The sequence below is a fragment of the Niallia sp. MER 6 genome, from assembly GCF_023714395.1.
Taxonomy (GTDB): Bacteria; Bacillota; Bacilli; order Bacillales; family Cytobacillaceae; genus Niallia.
Map to the genome: position 1 here is coordinate 169,170 of NZ_JAMAUK010000004.1, position 19,521 is coordinate 188,690.

At 40.3% G+C, this 19,521-nt stretch carries 14 protein-coding genes; 12 read left to right on the forward strand and 2 right to left on the reverse strand.

Going from position 1 to position 19,521, the window contains the following annotated elements; genetic code table 11:
• Positions 1 to 19: 19 nt before the first annotated feature.
• The 4 genes from M3600_RS07775 to M3600_RS07790 all read left to right on the forward strand — a co-directional run bounded on the left by M3600_RS07775 (position 20) and on the right by M3600_RS07790 (position 5,482).
• Positions 20 to 595, forward strand: a complete 576-nt coding sequence (locus M3600_RS07775; protein WP_233316643.1) for a TetR/AcrR family transcriptional regulator — start codon at positions 20 to 22, stop codon at positions 593 to 595.
• A 66-nt stretch (positions 596 to 661) separates the two neighbouring features.
• Positions 662 to 2,869: a YhgE/Pip domain-containing protein gene (locus M3600_RS07780; protein ID WP_251645263.1), complete on the forward strand. Its 2,208-nt coding sequence runs from the start codon at positions 662 to 664 to the stop codon at positions 2,867 to 2,869.
• Between the two features lie 206 nt (positions 2,870 to 3,075).
• Positions 3,076 to 4,065 (forward strand): lipoate--protein ligase, encoded by a 990-nt coding sequence (gene lplA / locus M3600_RS07785; protein ID WP_233316645.1) that lies wholly within the window; start codon positions 3,076 to 3,078, stop codon positions 4,063 to 4,065.
• A 139-nt stretch (positions 4,066 to 4,204) separates the two neighbouring features.
• Positions 4,205 to 5,482 carry a M48 family metallopeptidase gene (locus tag M3600_RS07790; RefSeq protein WP_237940897.1) on the forward strand — a complete coding sequence of 426 codons (1,278 nt, stop codon included), beginning with the start codon at positions 4,205 to 4,207 and terminating at the stop codon, positions 5,480 to 5,482.
• A gap of 120 nt (positions 5,483 to 5,602) precedes the next feature.
• Here M3600_RS07790 and M3600_RS07795 read toward each other — a convergent pair whose 3' ends face one another.
• On the reverse strand, positions 5,603 to 5,839 hold the full coding sequence (locus M3600_RS07795) for an IDEAL domain-containing protein (protein ID WP_233316647.1): 237 nt from the start codon (positions 5,837 to 5,839) through the stop codon (positions 5,603 to 5,605).
• 209 nt (positions 5,840 to 6,048) lie between these two features.
• On the opposite strand from M3600_RS07795, the gene M3600_RS07800 reads away from it, so the two are divergent.
• A complete protein-coding gene (locus tag M3600_RS07800) occupies positions 6,049 to 6,546 on the forward strand; it encodes a competence protein ComK (RefSeq protein ID WP_233316648.1) in 498 nt (165 codons plus the stop codon).
• A 38-nt stretch (positions 6,547 to 6,584) separates the two neighbouring features.
• Here the strand turns inward: M3600_RS07800 and M3600_RS07805 are convergent, their stop codons facing one another.
• Positions 6,585 to 6,947, reverse strand: a complete 363-nt coding sequence (locus M3600_RS07805) for a YhjD family protein (RefSeq protein ID WP_233316649.1) — start codon at positions 6,945 to 6,947, stop codon at positions 6,585 to 6,587.
• A gap of 221 nt (positions 6,948 to 7,168) precedes the next feature.
• Here M3600_RS07805 and M3600_RS07810 point away from each other — a divergent pair, with 221 nt between their 5' ends.
• The 7 genes from M3600_RS07810 (at position 7,169) to M3600_RS07840 (ending at position 19,504) form a co-directional block, all read left to right on the forward strand.
• Positions 7,169 to 9,154 carry an alpha/beta hydrolase family protein gene (locus tag M3600_RS07810; RefSeq protein ID WP_251645265.1) on the forward strand — a complete coding sequence of 662 codons (1,986 nt, stop codon included), beginning with the start codon at positions 7,169 to 7,171 and terminating at the stop codon, positions 9,152 to 9,154.
• Positions 9,155 to 9,438: 284 nt separating this feature from the next.
• Positions 9,439 to 10,383 (forward strand): LCP family protein, encoded by a 945-nt coding sequence (locus tag M3600_RS07815; RefSeq protein WP_233316651.1) that lies wholly within the window; start codon positions 9,439 to 9,441, stop codon positions 10,381 to 10,383.
• A 141-nt stretch (positions 10,384 to 10,524) separates the two neighbouring features.
• Complete coding sequence (locus tag M3600_RS07820; RefSeq protein ID WP_233316652.1) at positions 10,525 to 11,151, forward strand: TVP38/TMEM64 family protein; 627 nt, start codon at positions 10,525 to 10,527, stop codon at positions 11,149 to 11,151.
• Positions 11,152 to 11,182: 31 nt separating this feature from the next.
• Positions 11,183 to 11,737 carry a signal peptidase I gene (lepB, locus tag M3600_RS07825; RefSeq protein WP_233316653.1) on the forward strand — a complete coding sequence of 185 codons (555 nt, stop codon included), beginning with the start codon at positions 11,183 to 11,185 and terminating at the stop codon, positions 11,735 to 11,737.
• A 137-nt stretch (positions 11,738 to 11,874) separates the two neighbouring features.
• Entirely contained in the window at positions 11,875 to 15,372 is a 3,498-nt protein-coding gene (gene addB / locus M3600_RS07830) for a helicase-exonuclease AddAB subunit AddB (protein ID WP_251645267.1), read from the forward strand.
• Positions 15,359 to 19,084 carry a helicase-exonuclease AddAB subunit AddA gene (gene addA, locus M3600_RS07835; RefSeq protein ID WP_251645270.1) on the forward strand — a complete coding sequence of 1,242 codons (3,726 nt, stop codon included), beginning with the start codon at positions 15,359 to 15,361 and terminating at the stop codon, positions 19,082 to 19,084. The genes addB and addA overlap by 14 nt, the downstream gene beginning before the upstream one ends.
• Before the next feature lie 111 nt (positions 19,085 to 19,195).
• Positions 19,196 to 19,504: an HNH endonuclease gene (locus M3600_RS07840; protein WP_233316656.1), complete on the forward strand. Its 309-nt coding sequence runs from the start codon at positions 19,196 to 19,198 to the stop codon at positions 19,502 to 19,504.
• Positions 19,505 to 19,521: the final 17 nt, after the last annotated feature.

Consider the following 19,521-nt stretch of genomic DNA (forward strand, 5'->3'; position numbering starts at 1 on the left):
TGACTTGAGGTGAAGCATTTTGGCTATGGATCGGAAGAAGATGATACTGGAAGCTGCTGCGAAGTCCTTTTCTATGTTTGGCTATAAAGCAACAACGATGGACCAAGTGGCGAAAATAGCAAATGTCGGCAAAGGAACTATTTATACGTTTTTCAAAAATAAGGAACAGCTTTTTGATGAGATTATCACAGGGCTTATTTTGGAAATGAAGGCAGAGGCAGACGCCTCCTTTGATCCAGGTTCTAGCTTTATGGACAATGTTCATCGGACACTAATTCGGATGCTTGAATACAGAAAAGAGCATCAGCTTACGATAAAGTTGTTTGAAGAGCAAAAGGAAATGGGAACATTAGAAGTGAAGGAAGTACTTAACCGCCTGGAAAACGCTATTCTTAGCTATATGAAGGGACATGTACAAGAAGCTATCAGCAAAGGAGAAATACAGCCTTGTGACCCTGAGCTGACTTCATTTATTATCTTTAAAATGTATATCTCCTTAATTTTTGATTGGGAAAAAAACCATCCCCCCCTTCAGTCAGAGGAGATCGCCTTAACTGTTGAAAGGTCCTTATTAAAGGGATTGTCTACTAGATAGTCCTCTTTTTTTAGAAATAAAAATGACCAAATGAACAAAACGGTCAGTAAAATGGAGTGGTTTTCAATGAAACAAAATTTATTAAAAGCAGAGCTGACCTCAATATTCAAAAATCGGATGAAGCTTATTTCCATCTTGGCCATTATATTTATTCCGATATTATATGCAGGAATTTATCTATGGGCGTTTTGGGATCCATATGGACATTTAGAGAAGCTCCCAGTTGCTGTCGTTAATGAGGACAGCGGTGCAGAAATGAATGATGAAAAACTGGAGGTCGGCAAAGATTTAGTCGACAACCTGAAGGACAGCAAGGATTTCGACTTTCAGTTTGTAGATAAAGAGGAAGGTTACAAAGGGTTAGAAAATCAGAAATATTATATGCTGATTGAAATACCAAAGGATTTCTCTGAAAATGCAACGACATTGCTTGATGATAATCCGAAAAAATTGGATTTAAAATATGTCTCTAATCCAGGTTTTAATTTTATCTCCTCCCAAATCGGCAATTCAGCTGTTGAAAAGATAAAGGAGGGTGTCGGCAAGGAAGTAACAGAGACATATGCTGAATCTGTTTTTGAAAATATAAGCAAAATGGCATCAGGGCTTGAAGATGCGAGCACTGGAGCAAAGGACCTTAGTGACGGAACAGATAAGGTCAATAAAGGTACACAGGAAGTTTATAAGAATTTGCAAACACTTGCCGAGAAATCGGTTGAATTTACAGATGGAATCAATACAGCCAATTCTGGAGCAAAGGAGCTTCTGACTGGAGCAGAAAGCCTTTCAGATGGATTAGGTCAGCTGCAAGACGGCCATAAAGAGCTCGCTGATGCAGCAGCTAAGCTGCAAGGCGGAGACCAATCGATTTTAAATGGTATCACTTCAACAAAAGAAGGAGCGGAAAAGCTACAAAGCAGCATCCCTTCGTTAATAGCAGGAACAGATGAGTTGAAAACAGGCGCAAACTCTCTTACTTCAGGACTGCAGGAGTGGAGCAGCAACTCTGAAAAGTTAGCTGACGGAGCCTTGCAAGTAAATGAAGGAGCAAAACAAGTGCAGGAAACAGTAAATTCCATCCTGCCAATGCTTGACGGGTTGCCTGAGGATAAGAAGCAAGAAGTTCAGGCAGCACTTCAAAGTCTTGTAGACGGCAGTGGCCAAATTGCGACAAACACGCAAGCTCTTCAGCAAGGAGCAGATAAATTGGCTCAAGGAGGACAAAGCTTATCTGCCGGCTTGAATCAGTTAAGTGACGGAGAACAGCAGCTTCAAGCTGGAGCTCAGCAGCTTGCAGATGGAACTGCACAGCTGGAGGATGGCTCTAAACAGCAGGTTGCAGGCCAGGAGCAGTTTATTGCAGGCATGAACCAATACTCTACAGAGTTTTCTAAAGCTGCAAGTGGTTCTAATGAACTTGTGACAGGAGTTAATTCATTGCTGACAGGTATGAATCAATTGTCTTCAGGTTCTAGTGCTTTATCTGAAGGGACTAGTAAGCTAGAATCCGGATCGAAGGATCTTGCAGATGGAACTGCTTCCTTATCAACAGGCAGCAAGGAGCTGTCAGATAAGCTGGCAGATGGTGCTGATGATGCAAGCTCTATCCACTCTGATGATAAGACGTATGATATGATGGCAGAACCAGTTACTGTGTCAGATGAAAAAGTTTCAGATGTTCCTAACTACGGAACAGGATTGGCTCCTTATTTCATCTCATTAGGATTATTTGTTGGTGCATTAATGCTTTCTATCGTGTTCTCATTCAATGAGCCGGAAGGAGTTCCTAAAAACGGACTGCGCTGGTTCTTAAGTAAAGCGGTCATTCTTGCTGGGGTGGGAATTCTGCAGGCACTTGTAGCTTCATTTGTGCTGCTTAAGGTGCTTGGAATGGAAGTGCAGAGCATCCCATTATTTATTCTGTTTACGGTTATTGCGAGTCTCGTATTCTTTTCTATCATTCAGTTCTTTGTGACAATTTTGGGGAATCCAGGACGTTTCATCGTTGTCCTTCTTTTGATTTTCCAATTGACAACAAGCGGCGGAACATTCCCTTTAGAGCTTATACCTGATTTTATGCAGCATATCCATGCATTGCTGCCAATGTCTTATTCAGTATCAGGCTTAAGGGCGGTCATTTCGACAGGAGACTTCGACTTTATGTGGCATAATGCGAGGATTTTGGCAATGTACCCAATCTTCTTTATTGCTGGTACGCTTCTATACTTCATAGTTGCTCATAAACGCCAGTTTGCAGAGACTGCAGCAGAATAAACCTGTGAGTTAAGGCCGGGCAAGGAGCCCGGCCTTTTCTTTGAGTTAGATAGTAGGTTTTAGATTCCTGACTTTACCACAAGAAAAAAGGATACAAATAAAGTGCTAATTCGACGAATTTTAGTTATAGTATAAAGGGGCTAGTTTATTCTTTTAATAGAAGATATGCTATATTTAATCAGAATAACGGAAAAGAGGGTGTACATATGCTGTTTATTGATAATAAGGGCATTACAGATCCGCGCATTAACTTGGCGATTGAAGAATATGCGCTGAAAAATCTCGATATTAATGAAACATACCTATTATTTTATATAAATGAACCATCTATCATCATCGGCAAAAACCAGAACACAATTGAAGAAATTAACACAGAATATGTCGAGTCAAACGGAATTCACGTAGTCAGAAGGCTTTCTGGCGGCGGGGCTGTTTACCATGATAAAGGTAATTTGAACTTCAGCTTTATCACAAAGGATGACGGTGACAGTTTTCATAATTTCCGCAAATTTACAGAGCCTGTTGTCAAGGCACTGCAAAGCATGGGTGTTGATGCTGAGTTAAGCGGCCGCAATGATTTGCTGGCAGAAGGCAGAAAGATTTCTGGGAATGCCCAATTCTCCACAAAAGGGAGAATGTTCAGTCATGGCACCCTGTTGTTCGATTCAGAAATGGATCATATTGTTTCTGCATTAAAAGTTAGAAAAGATAAAATCGAATCAAAAGGGATTAAATCTGTCAGAAGCCGTGTTGCTAATATTACAGAATTCCTGAGAGAGAAAATGGAAATTGAAGAATTTAAACGCCTTATCTTGGCTTACCTGTTTGAAGGGGAAGAAAATATCCAGGAATACGTTCTAACAGAAAAAGATTGGGAAAACATCCATGCTCTTTCAAAGGAACGTTACCAAAACTGGGATTGGAATTATGGAAAATCACCAAAGTTCAATTTGCAGCATTCCCATCGTTTCCCTGTTGGACAAGTTGATGTCCGCTTTGATGTCGCAAAAGGAATCATTAAAAACTGTAAAATATATGGTGATTTCTTTGGAGTCGGCGATGTTTCTGACATTGAGAACAAGCTGATTGGTTTGCGCTATGACCGCAGTGAACTAGAAAAGGCTCTTGAGGAAACATCAATCAAGCATTATTTCGGCAATATCACGAAGGAAGACTTCCTTCATTTAATATATTAATCCGCTGTACTGGGTTTATTAGCCCAGTGCTTTTTTTGTTTAGCGGTGTTGTTTAGTCCATTTAAAACTTCTTGTTCTAAATGTCGTCTTTTAGTCTTATTAATAGTAACAAGGGTTGTACAAGGCAAGGAGGGGAATAATGGCAAGAAAAATAGGTTTTTACTCAGTATTATTATTCATCATGTACGGCTTATTTTTTTATTGGTATTTGTTTTATTTCGCAGATTCAAAGCTCCCTTTTGAATACCAAGGATCCGCCGCAGATCCATCCACCTTTCTGAATAGCAGAGAGCTGGGATTAAGTGAGGAATATTCTAAACTAAAGAACTTTTTATTCTTTATTTCCACTCCCTTTGAATGGCTGATCTATCTGTTTATTCTGCTGTTTGGCTTCTCAAAAGCCTTCCGCAAATGGGGAGAGGAGTCAGGAAAATATAAAATCATCCAAAAAGCGATTTATTTGTTTTGGCTCCATTTAATGGCTTATGCAGTTTCCTTTCCTTTAAGCTATTTGGGCTATAAGCTTTCACGAGATTATCATATTTCCACACAAAGCTTTCCTTCGTGGATGAAAGACGAGCTGATAGATTTTTGGGTCAATTATGCAACTGTTTTTGTTATTTTTACCGTCCTGTATTGGCTGATGAGCAAAAGCAAAAAGCGCTGGTGGCTTTATGCGTGGCTGCTGTCTGTCCCATTCACATTGTTTATGACATTTATCCAGCCAGTCATCATTGACCCGCTGTATAACAACTTTACTGCCTTAAGTGATGAGAAGCTGGAGGAGAAAATCCTCGCATTGGCTAAAGAGTCCAACATCCCTGCAGAGCATGTGTTTGAGGTGAATATGTCAGACAAAACCAATGCCTTAAATGCCTATGTAACGGGAATTGGCAGTAATTCGAGAATCGTACTTTGGGATACTACACTTCAGGAACTAAAAGACAATGAGATTCTGTTTGTCATGGCCCATGAAATGGCACATTATGTTGAAAAGCATATTTACTTTGGAATCGGTTTGTCTCTTGTGCTGTCATTTTTCGGCCTTTATCTCATTTACAGGCTGATGAACCTAATTATTAATAGGTGCGGTCCTGCTCTAAAAGTTTCTAAGGTTGAGGATATTCAATCCTTCCCTTTAGTCCTACTGCTTATTTCGATGCTGCTGTTTATTGCAAATCCGTTTGCTAATGTTGTTTCGAGATATGAGGAGAAGAGGGCAGACAATTATGCAGTTGCTTTAACGGAAGATCCTGAAGCAGGAATAACAACCTTTCAAAAGCTTGCAAAAACCGGCCTCAGCGAAGTTAATCCGCCATTGCTTGTTAAAGTATTTCGCTACAGCCATCCAACGATGCTTGAAAGAATATCTGCCTTGGAAGAGAAGAGTATTTTAATCAAGAACAATACTGACTAGGCAAAAAAAAACGCTTATCTCTAATGAAGGGATAGCGTTTTTTTATATGAGTAAAATCACAAAAAAAGGCATCTATCAGGAATGCTTAACAAGTCCTAAATAGATGCCCTACTGCGGAATTTAATTATCGAAGCGCTTACATAAATCCGTATATTGTTTGCTCAGCCGAATAAATTCAGCTTCATTTCGTTCGTCTATGGCGTGATCAATTTGAGTCATTAAACTGGCTTTCTCTAAATTCCATTGAATTTCAGTAAGAAGCATGTCGATGTAAAGTTCTTTCACATAAGTCTCTTTCGCTTTGTGTCTATTCATAGCACTTAACTTAGTTAACTCTGTGTACGACTTTTCATTCATTGGACTCACCCCTGATGCCTTTTTAATATTATATGGCAAAAATAAGAAAATATCAATAAAATAATTTAAAAATTTTGAAAACAAAGCGGATTTTTGAACTATTTAAGACGATTCGCTAACCGCTTACATTTCTAGGAATTGACATGCTATAATGCAACCGATGTAAGTTAATACAGCAGTGCTCTAATTACCAGAAAGGAGAAACAATAATGGCTGAAAAACGGAAAAATATCGACCTGTATGAAGTGAATTATCACACGCTTGCAATCCTGCCTGAATTACAGAAGAATGGCGAAGTTTATTCTAAAATATATGAAGGAGCCAATATTTATATGTGCAAACTAGCGCCAGGTAAAATAATTAAGCGAAGCTGTGAGTATTTCGGATGCACATATGAGGGGAAACGAAAGGGTACGAGGGCATTGATGAATTATCAGCATAAATTGCCGATATCCATTGATTCGAAAAGCACTATTTATGCATTTCCCACTCATTCTCCTTCAAACCATGCATGCATGTGGTTTTTTCTTCATCATATTTCAGACAGAGTAGTAGAGGGAGAAGGTAAAACGACTGTTATATTCCGCAATGACCGAAGACTGTCTATCGATGTATCTTTCCATACCTTCAATAACCAAATATTAAGAACAAATTTGCTGCAAACAAAAATCCGCCACAATCAGGAAGACAGTGAAAATCCGTTGTAAAGTATGTATACCCTGTAATAAGACAAGTTAAACTGCTCTCATCCGGTATGCCGCTTGTACAGATAATATTCCAATAGCTCTTGGACACGATTGCGAAGCCTTGGGTTGAAATAGTTATGATATTCTTCGTAACCATTGTATAGGAATAAATACATCGTGAAGGCTTCATCCCTTTTTACCTCTTCCACCTTCATCTTATGCTTTTGCATATATTCCTTTGTTTCCCGAAGTTCTGTATGAATTGTCTTCATCGTAATTTCCACAAGGTCAATATAAGGCTGTTTTAGTTTAAAACTGCTCTGCTTGATTGTCAGGAGGTCGCGGTTTAGAACGGTTAACAGCATGGGAAGATAAATGGCTTGCTCCATAATATATCTATCCTTCTCCGGTATGCGCGTCATAGTCAATCTTCTCCTTGAAATCTTTATAAGAACAAATGTTCTATTTAGATAGTACAATATTTGCCTGATCCTTTCAAGCTGTGTAAAATAAAAAATCCTGCAGCTCTTTTTTTGGCCTTCGCTTATTTTCTTTCAAAAAAGAAATTAAATGCAATGCTCCTGAAGGAAATTTATTTCTAATGTCGAAATAAGATATAGCTAATAAAGGGAGGAATTGTGACATGGGAGAATCGAGAAAAGTAACGTCTGAGGATTTATACAAATTAAAATCAATTGTTGATCCGCAAGCAAGCCCGGATGGGAAGGGATTTCTATATGTAGTGACAGGCATTTCGGAAGACAAGGATGCTTATTACTCCAATATCTATTATCAGAGCTTAGAGGACAGCAGCAAAAGCTATCAGTGGACGTTTGGAGAGCATCGCAACACATCGCCAAGATGGTCGCCAAACGGCGAGGAAATCGCATTTGTTTCGAATCGAAGCGGAAAAAACCAAATTTACGTGCTGAACAAAAACGGCGGAGAAGCAAAGCAGCTTACATTTGTGCGCAATGGTGCTTCTAACCCTGTTTGGTCTGCTGACGGCAGTGAGATTGCGTTCCAAACGAGCATTGGTAAAAAGGAAAGCCTTCAGGATAAGGAAATTACCGAAAAGACGGAAGAGAAACCACAAGCATTAGAAGTGGATATGATGAAATATAAATCAGACAGTGCAGGCTTTTGGAATGGCAGTTACAGCCATATCGCAATCGTAAATAAAGAAACAGCAGAACTGAAGGAAGTCACTTCAGGAGAAAATGACTATTACTTAGAAAGCTGGTCTCCAGATGGAAAGTATCTTGCTATTACAGCAGATGAAAGTGAGGATAAAGACTTCAGTTTCGAATCGGATGTATATCTGTACGCCTTAGAAACGAAAGAATGGAAGAAAATCACAGAAAGCAATGGCCAATTTGGAAGAGTAACTTGGTCGCCTAACAGCCAAAAAATCGGCATTATTGGCAGCGGTAGAGAATACGAAAATGCTACCTTGTATAAAATCTGGGTTTATGATTTGAACAGGGAAGAGCTCCGCTGCTTAACAGAAGATTGGGATGTGAATGTCGGCGATTTTGCGATTGGAGATTTTCAGCAAGGAGCAGTTACACCAGGAATTCTATGGGGCGAGGATAATAATAGCTTTGTTTTTCTTGCGACAGACCATGGTAATACTATTGTTTATTTTGGCAATGAGGAGGGAGCAATCTATCCAAGTCTGATTGACAATCAGCATGTGTACGGGCTGTCTACTGGCGGAAGCTTAAAGCAGGCGATTGTTGCAATCAGCAAACCGACAGAACCAGGTGATTTATACAGCCTGAACTTAGAAACAGGCGAAACAGTTAAACTGACAGATGTGAATAAGGAATTTACAGAAACACATAGCTTTGCACCAGCAGAACCAATCGAGCTGACATCAAGAGACGGCTGGCAATTACATGGCTGGGTGATGAAGCCTGCTGATTATAAGGAAGGAGAAAAATATCCTCTTGTTCTTGAAATTCATGGCGGTCCGCACGCAATGTATGCTAATTCCTATTTTCATGAGTTTCAAACACTTGCAGCAAATGGTTATGCCGTGCTGTTCATTAATCCGCGCGGAAGCCACGGATATGGTCAGCATTTTGTCGATGCGGTTAGAGGCGATTATGGCGGCAAGGACTATGAGGATGTAATGGATGCTGTTGACTACGCATGTGCAAACTTTGATTTCATAGATGAAACCCGCCTTGGAGTAACAGGAGGAAGCTATGGCGGATTTATGACAAACTGGATTGTCGGCCATACAAATCGCTTTAAGGCTGCAGTTACACAGCGTTCGATTTCCAACTGGATCAGCTTCTATGGTGTTAGTGATATCGGCTATTATTTCTCTGATTGGCAAATTAAAGCAGACTTGAATGATATCGAAACATTATGGAAGCATTCACCGTTAGCATACGCCAATAATATTGAAACTCCGCTGTTAATTTTGCACGGTGAAAAGGACTTCCGTTGTCCAATTGAGCAGGCAGAGCAGTTGTTTATTGCACTTAAAAAGCAGAAAAAGACAACGAAATTTGTCCGCTTCCCAGAATCCAATCATGAATTATCTAGAAGCGGCAAACCAACATTGCGCATTTCCCGTTTGAATTATATTAATAATTGGTTTATTGATTATTTGTAATATAAAGAATCGCTTGCCCTAATAGGCAGGCGATTTTTTTATGCGAAATAAGCTTTGATGAGAAAAGAGTCTTTTAATATTAAAATCATCTTAAGTTCCTTAAATGTAATTAAAAATATGGAAATTAAATGTTTGCATATCTATTTATCTGATATGATAATAGATAATACGTATCCTTTATACGTAAGAGTATTTTATTCTTTTAAGGGTAACAATGGAAAAGAAACTTATGTTTATCATAAAACGTTAGAATAGATAAAAGCTAAGAAAGGAAACAATGGAGGATGGAGCGATCAGAGTATAGACAAACCAGAAAGAAAAAAAGAAAGCTGAGAAAAGGCAGAGTCTTTTTCTTGTTTCTTGTTTTGTTGATAATATTTGCGGCTGTATACATATTTGTTCAATATAATGCCGGGAAAAAAAAGGCACTGGAAAATGGTGCAATAGAAAAGGTTGAATATGAATTTAATGGGGAAAAAGACCAGTATGGCGGGACTAATGTCCTTTTATTAGGTAGTGATGCTAGAGAAGGAGATACAAAATACCGCACAGACACGATTATGGTAGCCCAGTTTCATCCGGACAAGGGCACATATAAACTAATTTCCTTAATGCGTGATATGTATGTTGATATACCTGGAAACGGTCAGGGCAGAATTAACACAGCTTTCACAATTGGCGGACCAGAGCTGTTGCGGCAAACAATCAAGGAGAACTTTGATATAGACCTTCAATATTACGCAATTGTCAATTTCCAAGGATTTGAGGCGCTTATTGATGAGACATTCCCAGATGGGGTGGAGATAGACGTCGAAAAGAGGATGTCAGAGAATATTGGGGTAACATTGGAGCCTGGCCTGCAAAAGCTGAACGGAAAGCAGCTGCTTGGTTATGTGCGCTTTAGACATGATGCTATCTCTGATTTCGGTAGGGTAGAAAGACAGCAAAAAACCCTTGAAGCACTTGCTTCACAAATTTCAGGGGTGCAGACAGTTGCTAAACTCCCTAAATTGGCTGGTGTTATGATGCCGTATATTAATACGAGCATGAGTACAAAAGACATCTTGTATATTGGGTCTGATTTAATTCGCAATAAAGACCAAGAAGTAGAGACATTGAGAGTTCCTGTTGATGGGACTTATCAAGATCTTCGAGTCAATGGTTCTGCTGTGCTTGATGTAGATATAGACACAAATAAAGAAGAAATACATGAGTTTTTATCTAAATAAAGGGAGACTAAAGCAAATATACTGTATTTAGGGACGATAAGCGGATTTTTGTTAAGTAACCTTAGCGCTAACTAGCGTTTCGTATTGGTCTGCTGAGAAACATAAACCTGCTTGAAATGATATGCCAAGGAGTTTTCGTTTATGGATATAGCTACAATAAAAGAATGGTTTACACTAGATAATATCATGCAATTAATAGAGAGCTACCGGGCGTTCGGTCCGTTGCCAGGCATTTTGCTGCCTTTACTAGAATCGTTTGTCCCTTTTCTGCCGCTATTTTTGTTCATTTTGGCAAATGTGAATGCCTTTGGGTTTTGGCTCGGCTTCCTGTTTTCATGGATAGGAACTTGCGGAGGGGCGCTGCTCGTATTTTTGCTTGTTAGAAAATATGGACAAAAGAGGCTTTTGCGCTTTATTCGTAACCATAAAAAAGTGCAAAAGCTCATGGTTTGGATAGAGAGACATGGGTTTGGACCGCTGTTTATCTTGCTGTGTTTTCCTTTCACCCCGTCGGCTTTAGTAAATATTGTGGCAGGTCTCTCCCGTATCCGTGTAAAACAATATTTTCTTGCTGTTGTGGCAGGCAAGCTAGTCATGATCAGCACCATAAGCTTTATTGGTTATGACTTGAAGTCGATGATTACACATCCGATACGGACAATTCCAGTTGCAATCGCGATTTTTATCCTATGGTATGTAGGAAAAAGAGTCGAGGCAAGAATGAATGTTACGGCAGAAAAAGAAAGAGAAAGAGAACATGGAAATTAATGTTCCAAACAATGCATGGAGGAGATAGCATTTGAAAGAAGCAATAAAAAGAGAAAGCATAGAATGGATTAAAGCATTTGCTATCGGAATCATCATCTTTGTTATCATTCGCGCATTCTTTTTCTCCAATTATGTGGTTGAGGGCGAATCGATGATGCCTACATTGCAGGATGGAGATAAATTAGTCGTTAATAAGATTGGCTATAAAGTCAGTGATTTTCATCATTTTGATGTGATTGTTTTCCACGCGAATGATAAAGAAGACTATGTAAAAAGGGTGATAGGTGTTCCAGGGGATAAGATTGAGTATAAGGATGATCACCTGTATATTAACGGAAAAAAATATGAAGAGAATTTTTTGGATGCTTACCGTAGTCAAGTAAGTGCTGGAAAGCTGACAGGGGATTTTACCCTTGAGGAAATTACTGGAGAACAAGCAGTGCCGAAAGGAAAGCTGTTTGTGCTCGGTGATAATCGGCTGGGCAGCTGGGACAGCAGACATTTTGGTTTTATAAATATCGATCAGGTAGTCGGCAAAGTTTCTTTACGTTACTGGCCGCTCCGTGATACTCAATTTTCCTTTTAAGAATGGGCTCTTTTAGAGCCTTTTTTTTATGGAATAACCGTGAAAATATTGGCAAGTGGAATCCAAGTACTCTTTCATACGGAAACGTTTGTTTCTATGATATTATAAAGAGAGAAATTAAGTTCGAGGAGGCAATTATGTCTGTTAGATTATTATCCGGACGATCAGGCAGCGGAAAGACTGCCTTTTGTATAGATTCGATTCGGGAGAAACTGTTCGCAGATCCTGAAGGCAATCCAATTATTTACTTAGTGCCAGATCAAATGACATTTCTGTCAGACCAAAGCTTGGCTGCGAGCGAAGGGCTTGGCGGCATGTTCCGTGCCCAAGTTTACAGCTTTACAAGACTTGCGTGGAGGGTTTTGCAGGAGACTGGAGGCATCTCGAGACAGCATATTAACAGCGTCGGAATCAGCATGCTCATCCGCAGCATTATCGAAGAAAAGAAAGAAGAGTTGTTCCTGTTTAAGAAGGTGGCAGACAAGAACGGCTTTATTGGACAAGTCGAACAGCTTGTAACAGAATTCAGAAGATATTGCGTTACACCAGAGGAGCTTGACAGCAGGCAGCAAGACATAGAGGGAGCTGGAGATGGCGACAAGGCTCTTTTGGACAAACTGCATGATTTGGAAATTATTTATCAAAGCTTCGAGGAAAATATGCTGGGCAAGTATATTGATGGAGAAGATTATTTCCGCCTCCTTGCAGAGAAAATCAACAGCTCTGAATATTTAAAGAAAGCAGAAGTTTACATTGACGGTTTCTACAGCTTTACACCGCAGGAATATTTAATTATTCAGGAGCTTATCCAGGTTTGTGAGAATGTAACGATTACTTTTACTATGGACAAGCCTGACCGAAACAGTTTTGCAGATGAATTAGACCTTTTCCGGATGTCAAAGGAAACTTACGCAACTGTTTATGAAATGGCAAGACAAATCGGTGTGGAAGTAGAGGAGGAAAATTTTGCTGAAGTGCATAAAAATATGCACCACTCCCTTCAACATATCGAGGCACATTTTGACAGCAGGCCAGCTCTCCCGTTTTTTGGAGAAAGTGCTGTGTTGTTTGCAGAAAGCGTTAATCCGAGGGCAGAAATAGAGGGCATTGCTCGGGAAATTAAAAAGCTTATTAGAAAAAACGGCTACCGCTATCGTGATATTAGTCTCTTATCCCGGAATACGGTAGAATACCAAAATATAATAGAAACTATCTTTGCCGATTATGAAATTCCTTTTTTTATTGACCAGAAAAGAACGATGCATTTCCATCCGCTTGTCGAGCTGATTCGCTCTACCTTGGAAATAATAGAAACAAACTGGCGGTACGAGCCTGTTTTCAGGGCAATTAAGACAGAGCTGCTGTTTCCAATGCATATGCAAAAGCGCAACATCAGAGAAAATGTGGACAAGCTAGAAAACTACTGCTTAGCATATGGAATAAAGGGAGAAAAATGGACGAGCAAGGAACGCTGGAAATATAGAAGATTTCAAGGGCTAGAATGGGATCAAGGGGTACAGACAGACAGTGAAAGACAAATGGAGCAGGAGCTGAATGAGCTTCGCCTTTCATTGGCTGCACCGATTACACGGCTGGCCACCAGGCTGAAGAGAGCAAAATCAGGAAGAGCAAAATGTGAGGCTCTATATCTCTACTTGGAAGAACTAGAGGTTCCAGAAAAAATGGAATTATGGAAAGTGGAGCTTGAAGAGCAGGGGGAGCTTGTTAAAGCAGGTGAACACGACCAAGCGTGGAACAGCATCATAGACCTTCTCGATCAATTTGTTGAGATTTTAGGAGACGAGGAGATAGCAAGAAAACAATTTGCGACCATATTGGATGCTGGGCTTGATACCCTTAAGTTTTCTTTAGTTCCGCCAGCAATAGATCAGGTGCTTATTGCTGATCTTGAGAACTCCAGGCTTGGCACCATAAAGGCTGCCTTTGTTATCGGGATGAATGAAGGGGTTTTTCCTGCCAAGTTTACAGATGAAGGGATTTTTGCAGACAGTGACAGGGAAAGTCTTGTAGAAGCTGGAATGAAGCTAGCACCTACAAGCAAAACTAGATTGCTTGATGAAGAGTTTCTTGCATACAAAGCATTTACAACACCGTCTGACAGATTGTATTTAACATACCCGCTGGCAAATGATGAAGGCAAATCTCTGCTGCCATCTGTGTATGTAAAACGGATGCGCGATTTTGTGCCAGAAGCAAAAACGCTCTACTTTATGGCTGATCCTAAGGATCTTTCCAGTCTCGGACAGCTCGATTATGCAGTTGATATGAGAACAAGCTTGTCTTACTTAAATGGCCAGCTGCAGCTGAAGAAAAGAAATTACCAAATTTATGATTTTTGGTGGGATGTTTATAACACCTATATAGAAGACCCTAAATTCCAGCCAATCGCGAAAAAAGTGTTCTCAAGCTTAACCTATCAAAACAGGACGAGTGAGCTCACAGAAGAAACGAGCAGCGATTTATATGGGGAAAGCATAACAGCGAGTGTTTCACGGATGGAATTGTTCCAGTCATGTCCGTTTTCTCATTTTGCCACACATGGCTTAAAGCTTAGAGAGAGACAAGTGTACAGACTTGAGGCGCCTGCTATTGGAGACTTATTTCATGCTGCCTTGAAATATATTGCTGAAACAGTGCTTCATGAAAATATGATGTGGTCGGATTTGACGAGACAGCAATGTGAGGTTCTAGCAAAAGATGCTGTCGAAATGCTTGCTCCTAAATTGCAAAATGAGATATTGCTGAGCACAAACAGACATCACTATATTAAGAGAAAGCTGGAGCAGATTATTAGCAGAGCTTCTTTCATCCTGAGCGAGCATGCCAAATACAGCGGCTTTGCACCGATTGATTTGGAGCTGGAATTTGGGCCGAAAGGCAAGCTTCCGCCAATGGCCTTTTCGTTAAAGAATGGCACGAAAATGGAGCTTGTCGGCAGGATTGACCGTGTTGACAAAGCTGAGCTTGATAATGAAGTATATTTGCGTGTAATCGATTATAAATCAAGTGCACATGAACTCAATATGAATGAAGTATATTACGGCCTGTCTTTGCAAATGCTGACATATTTAGATTTGATTATTTCCAACAGCAGCATTCTTGTTGATAAAGAAGCAAATCCTGCAGGAGTGCTATACTTCCATGTCCATAATCCAATCTTGAGCAGCAAGAAAATCTTGACGCTTGATGAAATCGAAGAGGAATTGTTTAAAAAGTTTAAGATGAATGGATTAATGCTTGGAAAAGAGGAAGTTATTAAGCTGATGGACGGCAGTCTTGAAAAAGGCGATTCACCTATTGTTCCAGCAGGTGTGAAAACAGACGGAACATTAACGAAACGTTCTAAAGTTGCAAGCAGGGAGGACTTTTATTCCCTTCAGAAATTTGTTCGCCATAAATATGTGGAAACAGGCAATAAAATAATTGGCGGCAATGTTGATATTTCTCCGTATCAATTAAAAGAAAAATCACCATGTACATTTTGTTCATTCAAGTCTGTCTGTCAGTTCGATGAAGGTCTTGAATCAAACCAATATCGAAAGCTGCAAACCTTCTCGAAGGAAGAAGCACTTGATTTGATCAGAAAGGAGGCAAACACACATGAAGAGTATTGATATACCGCCGAAACCGCTTGATGCGACCTGGACAGATGATCAATGGAAAGCAATCAGCTTGAGCGGAAATGATATTTTAGTGGCAGCTGCGGCAGGATCAGGAAAAACAGCCGTTCTTGTAGAAAGAATGATACGCAAGATTGTTTCTGATAATCCAATAAATGTTGATGAGCTGCTTGTTGTTACATTTACTAATGCATCAGCGGCAGAAATGAAGCATCGTATTGGAGATGTGCTTGAAAAGGAGATAAATGCTAATCCAAAATCACAGCACTTGAAAAAACAATTAGTTCTATTGAATAAGGCCCATATATCAACTATTCATTCTTTTTGCTTAGAAGTAATCCGCAAATATTATTATATGATTGACCTGGACCCTGGCTTTCGCATTGCTGATGAGACAGAAGCACAATTGATGCGGGATGAATGTGTGGAAGATTTATTTGAGGAAGAATATGGACAAAGTGAAAATTCGGCATTTTTTGATTTAGTTGATGCCTTCACAAATGATAGAAGTGATGATGCACTTCAGAAAATCATACAGGAAGTGTATGATTTTTCACGGGCAAATCCTTCTCCGTCGGCGTATTTGGAGTCTTTAGCAAATATGTATGACATCGAGGAAACGGCGGCAATTGAAGACCTTCCATTTGCAAAAGAGCTGCTTGCAGATATAGGGCTTCAATTGGACGGAGTTCGGCAGCTTTTGGAATATGGATTAGAATTGACGAAGCGTCCTTTCGGTCCTGCGCCAAGAGCGGGCAATTTTGTTGATGATTTACATCTTTTGGACATTATTCAAAAGGCGAAAGACGACTCATGGAAAACGATGTATGACGCGATGCAAACATTGAAATTCTCAAGAGCTAAGGCATGCAAAGGGGATGAGTATGATCCTGCTTTAATTGAAGAAGCCCAAAAGGTCAGAGATAGAGCGAAAAAAATATTGCAGGAGCTGCAGAGTGAATTATTCGGCAGGCTGCCTGAAGGTTTTATAAAAGACATGCGAGAAATGAAAGTCCATGTGGAAACATTGACGAGACTTGTAGCTTCCTTCTCCGATCGTTTCCAAAGAATGAAATCGGAAAAAGGCTTAGTCGATTTTGCTGACTTAGAGCATTACTGTTTGGAGATTTTACGTGAGCCTGAAGCAAAAGAGCTTGTGCCGTCTGTGGCAGCAGTGCAATACCGCAAGCAGTTTAAGGAAGTGCTGATAGATGAGTATCAGGATGTCAACATGGTGCAGGAGTCCATATTGCAGCTTGTTACGGCAGACAGTGAAACAGCGGGAAATCTGTTTATGGTTGGCGATGTAAAACAATCTATCTATCGATTCCGGCTTGCAGAACCAAACCTGTTTTTATCTAAATATAATCGTTATCAAGCAGATGAGAATACAGGCTATAAGATTGACCTTGCCAGAAATTTCCGAAGCAGAAAAGAGGTTTTGGACGGTACAAACTATCTGTTCAAGCAGATAATGGGGGTCAAAGTCGGCGAAATTGAATATGACAAAGATGCTGAGTTGGCAAAGGGAGCTGCTTATCCAGAGGATGCTGCTTTTCCAATTGAATTGGCTCTTGTTAACCAAAATTCTGCAGCCACGACTGAAGAAGGTGACGGAGAGACTGGTGAATTCGATGCACAGGAAATGGAGCAGTCTCAGCTTGAAGCACGGGTGATTGCCCAAAAAATAAGAGAGCTGTTCGATCACAAGCAGGAAGTATATGATGCAAAAACGAAATCGTACCGTCCAGCTATGTATAAGGATATGGTGATTCTGCTTCGTTCGATGACATGGGCGCCAGCCATCATGGAAGAATTAAAGCAATTTAATATTCCGACATATGCTAATTTGACGACAGGCTATTTCGAATCAACGGAAGTCAACATCATGATGTCATTGCTTAAAGTAATAGACAATCCATATCAAGATATTCCGTTGGCTGCTGTGCTCCGTTCCCCTATAGTCGGGTTAACAGAAGAAGACTTGAGCAGAATTAGAATTGAAAAGAAGCAAGGAGCATTCTATGATGCTGTTAAAGCATATATGAGTGTTAACAAAAATGACGCCTTGCAGGAGATGCTTGCACCATTCTTTGAATTATTGAATGAATGGAGAACAGAGGCAAGGCGTGGAGCTTTGTCAGATTTGATTTGGAGGCTCTATAGAGATACGCATTTTTATGATTTTGTCGGCGGATTGCCTGGAGGCAATCAGCGCCAGGCTAACTTGCGGGCATTGTTTGACCGGGCCCGTCAATACGAGGCAACCTCTTTCCGCGGGCTTTTCCGCTTTTTACGGTTTATTGAACGGATGAGAGACAGAGGGAATGACCTGGGGGCAGCCAGGGCCTTAACAGAGCAGGAAGATGTTGTCCGAATCATGACAATCCACAGCAGCAAGGGACTGGAATTTCCGTTTGTTTTCCTTGCTGGCATTGGTAGAGAATTCAACACAATGGATTTGCGCAAGCCGTTCCTGCTTGATAAAGATCTCGGGTTTGCGACAAAGTATATTCATGCTCAAAAACGAATCTCTTACCCGTCTCTTGCACAAATAGCATTTACGAAGAAGAAGCGAATGGAGCTTTTAGCAGAGGAAATGCGGGTGCTATACGTAGCGCTGACAAGAGCGAAGGAAAAATTAGTGCTGATCGGCTCTGTTAAGGATATCGAGAAGTCTAAACAAAAATGGGCACAAGCTGCTGGACATTCCAATTGGCTGTTAAATGAGTTCGACAGAGCATCTGCCCGCTCTTATTTAGATTGGATTGGGCCAGCCCTTGTAAGACATAAGGATGCATCTGGCATACATCTGGAAACATGGATGGAAAAAGGAGAAGTGTCTGTCCATCCTTCAGCATGGGAAATCCGAATTCTTCAAAAAGAAGATATTCTTAAACTTACTGTAGACGATTTGGAAGAACAAGAGAGCTGGCTGGAAAAGGTGACAAGCGGAAAAGTGATGGACATTTCCTCTGAATATAAAGAGCAAATCCAAAAAACTCTCGCCTGGAAGTATTTGTACCCGCATGGCACATTATATCGTTCCAAACAGTCCGTGTCCGAGTTGAAAAGGCAAAGTGAACGGTTGGATGAACAAAGCGGCACAGAAATTCAGCCACGTCGCAAAACGATTTGGAACAGACCGAAGTTTATGCAGGAGAAAAAGCTGAGTCCTGCAGAAAAAGGAACAGCCATGCATATGGTGATGCAGCATATCCGATTGGATGAAGCTATAACAGAAGACAGTATCAGGCAGCTTGTTGATGAAATGCAGACAAAGGAGCTTCTGACACCAGAACAAGCAGAGGCAATTGAAGCAGGGCAGATTGTCTCCTTCTTCCGGTCAGAACTTGGAGAGCGCATGCGTAATGCAAAAAAGCTTGTTCGTGAGATTCCATTCAACATTGCCTATCCGTCAAGCTCTGTGTATAAGGATTGGCAAGGAGAGAACGAGCCAGTTTTAGTCCAAGGTATCATCGACGTCTATTTTGAGGATGAAAAAGGCACAGTGCTGCTTGATTATAAGACAGATTCTATTCTAGACCGGTTTAAAGGCGGATATATGGAGGCCAAGCCAGTATTAGAAGCGCGCTATCGTGTTCAAATTGACTTGTATGCTGATTCACTGGAGAAAATTCTTAAGAAAAAAATCGATGAAAAATATTTATTCTTCTTTGATGGAGCGAATATCTTACCGATGTAAGACAAAAAGGCTGTCCGAATTATATCGGGCAGCCTTTATTATTAGTTTTTTTATGAATTGCTAATTTATTGGGGTAAGAAATCACATGCTAATAGGCAGGAGGGAAGAAAAATGGCAAAAGCGAATAAAAAAATTGGAACATGTGAGTTATGTTTAAGAGAAGATGTAGAGACGACAGCCCATCATTTAACACCTCGGGAAATGGGCGGGGCATTCTTAGGCACAGCTGATTTATGCATTCCTTGCCATAAACAAATCCATGCACTGTATACAAATGAAGAGCTGGCAGTAAGATTGAACAAGGTTGAATTGCTGCAAGATGATCCTAAGATAGCGAAGTATTTGGCTTGGATAAAAAAACAGCCTTCTACAAAATTGCAGAAGGTGAAAAAATCAAAGGACAGAAGAGGGAGAAAATGAGGCTTCTTCCCTTTGTC

Bases quoted from the DNA above. Each gene is read 5' to 3' on its own strand.
- addB (WP_251645267.1), top strand. From the start codon at position 11,875: ATGTCTGTTAGATTATTATCCGGACGATCAGGCAGCGGAAAGACTGCC.
- M3600_RS07790 (WP_237940897.1), top strand. From the start codon at position 4,205: ATGGCAAGAAAAATAGGTTTTTACTCAGTATTATTATTCATCATGTAC.
- M3600_RS07815 (WP_233316651.1), top strand. From the start codon at position 9,439: ATGGAGCGATCAGAGTATAGACAAACCAGAAAGAAAAAAAGAAAGCTG.
- M3600_RS07810 (WP_251645265.1), top strand. From the start codon at position 7,169: ATGGGAGAATCGAGAAAAGTAACGTCTGAGGATTTATACAAATTAAAA.
- M3600_RS07780 (WP_251645263.1), top strand. From the start codon at position 662: ATGAAACAAAATTTATTAAAAGCAGAGCTGACCTCAATATTCAAAAAT.
- M3600_RS07820 (WP_233316652.1), top strand. From the start codon at position 10,525: ATGGATATAGCTACAATAAAAGAATGGTTTACACTAGATAATATCATG.
- M3600_RS07805 (WP_233316649.1), bottom strand. From the start codon at position 6,947: ATGACGCGCATACCGGAGAAGGATAGATATATTATGGAGCAAGCCATT.
- M3600_RS07800 (WP_233316648.1), top strand. From the start codon at position 6,049: ATGGCTGAAAAACGGAAAAATATCGACCTGTATGAAGTGAATTATCAC.
- M3600_RS07840 (WP_233316656.1), top strand. From the start codon at position 19,196: ATGGCAAAAGCGAATAAAAAAATTGGAACATGTGAGTTATGTTTAAGA.
- M3600_RS07795 (WP_233316647.1), bottom strand. From the start codon at position 5,839: ATGAATGAAAAGTCGTACACAGAGTTAACTAAGTTAAGTGCTATGAAT.
- addA (WP_251645270.1), top strand. From the start codon at position 15,359: ATGAAGAGTATTGATATACCGCCGAAACCGCTTGATGCGACCTGGACA.
- lplA (WP_233316645.1), top strand. From the start codon at position 3,076: ATGCTGTTTATTGATAATAAGGGCATTACAGATCCGCGCATTAACTTG.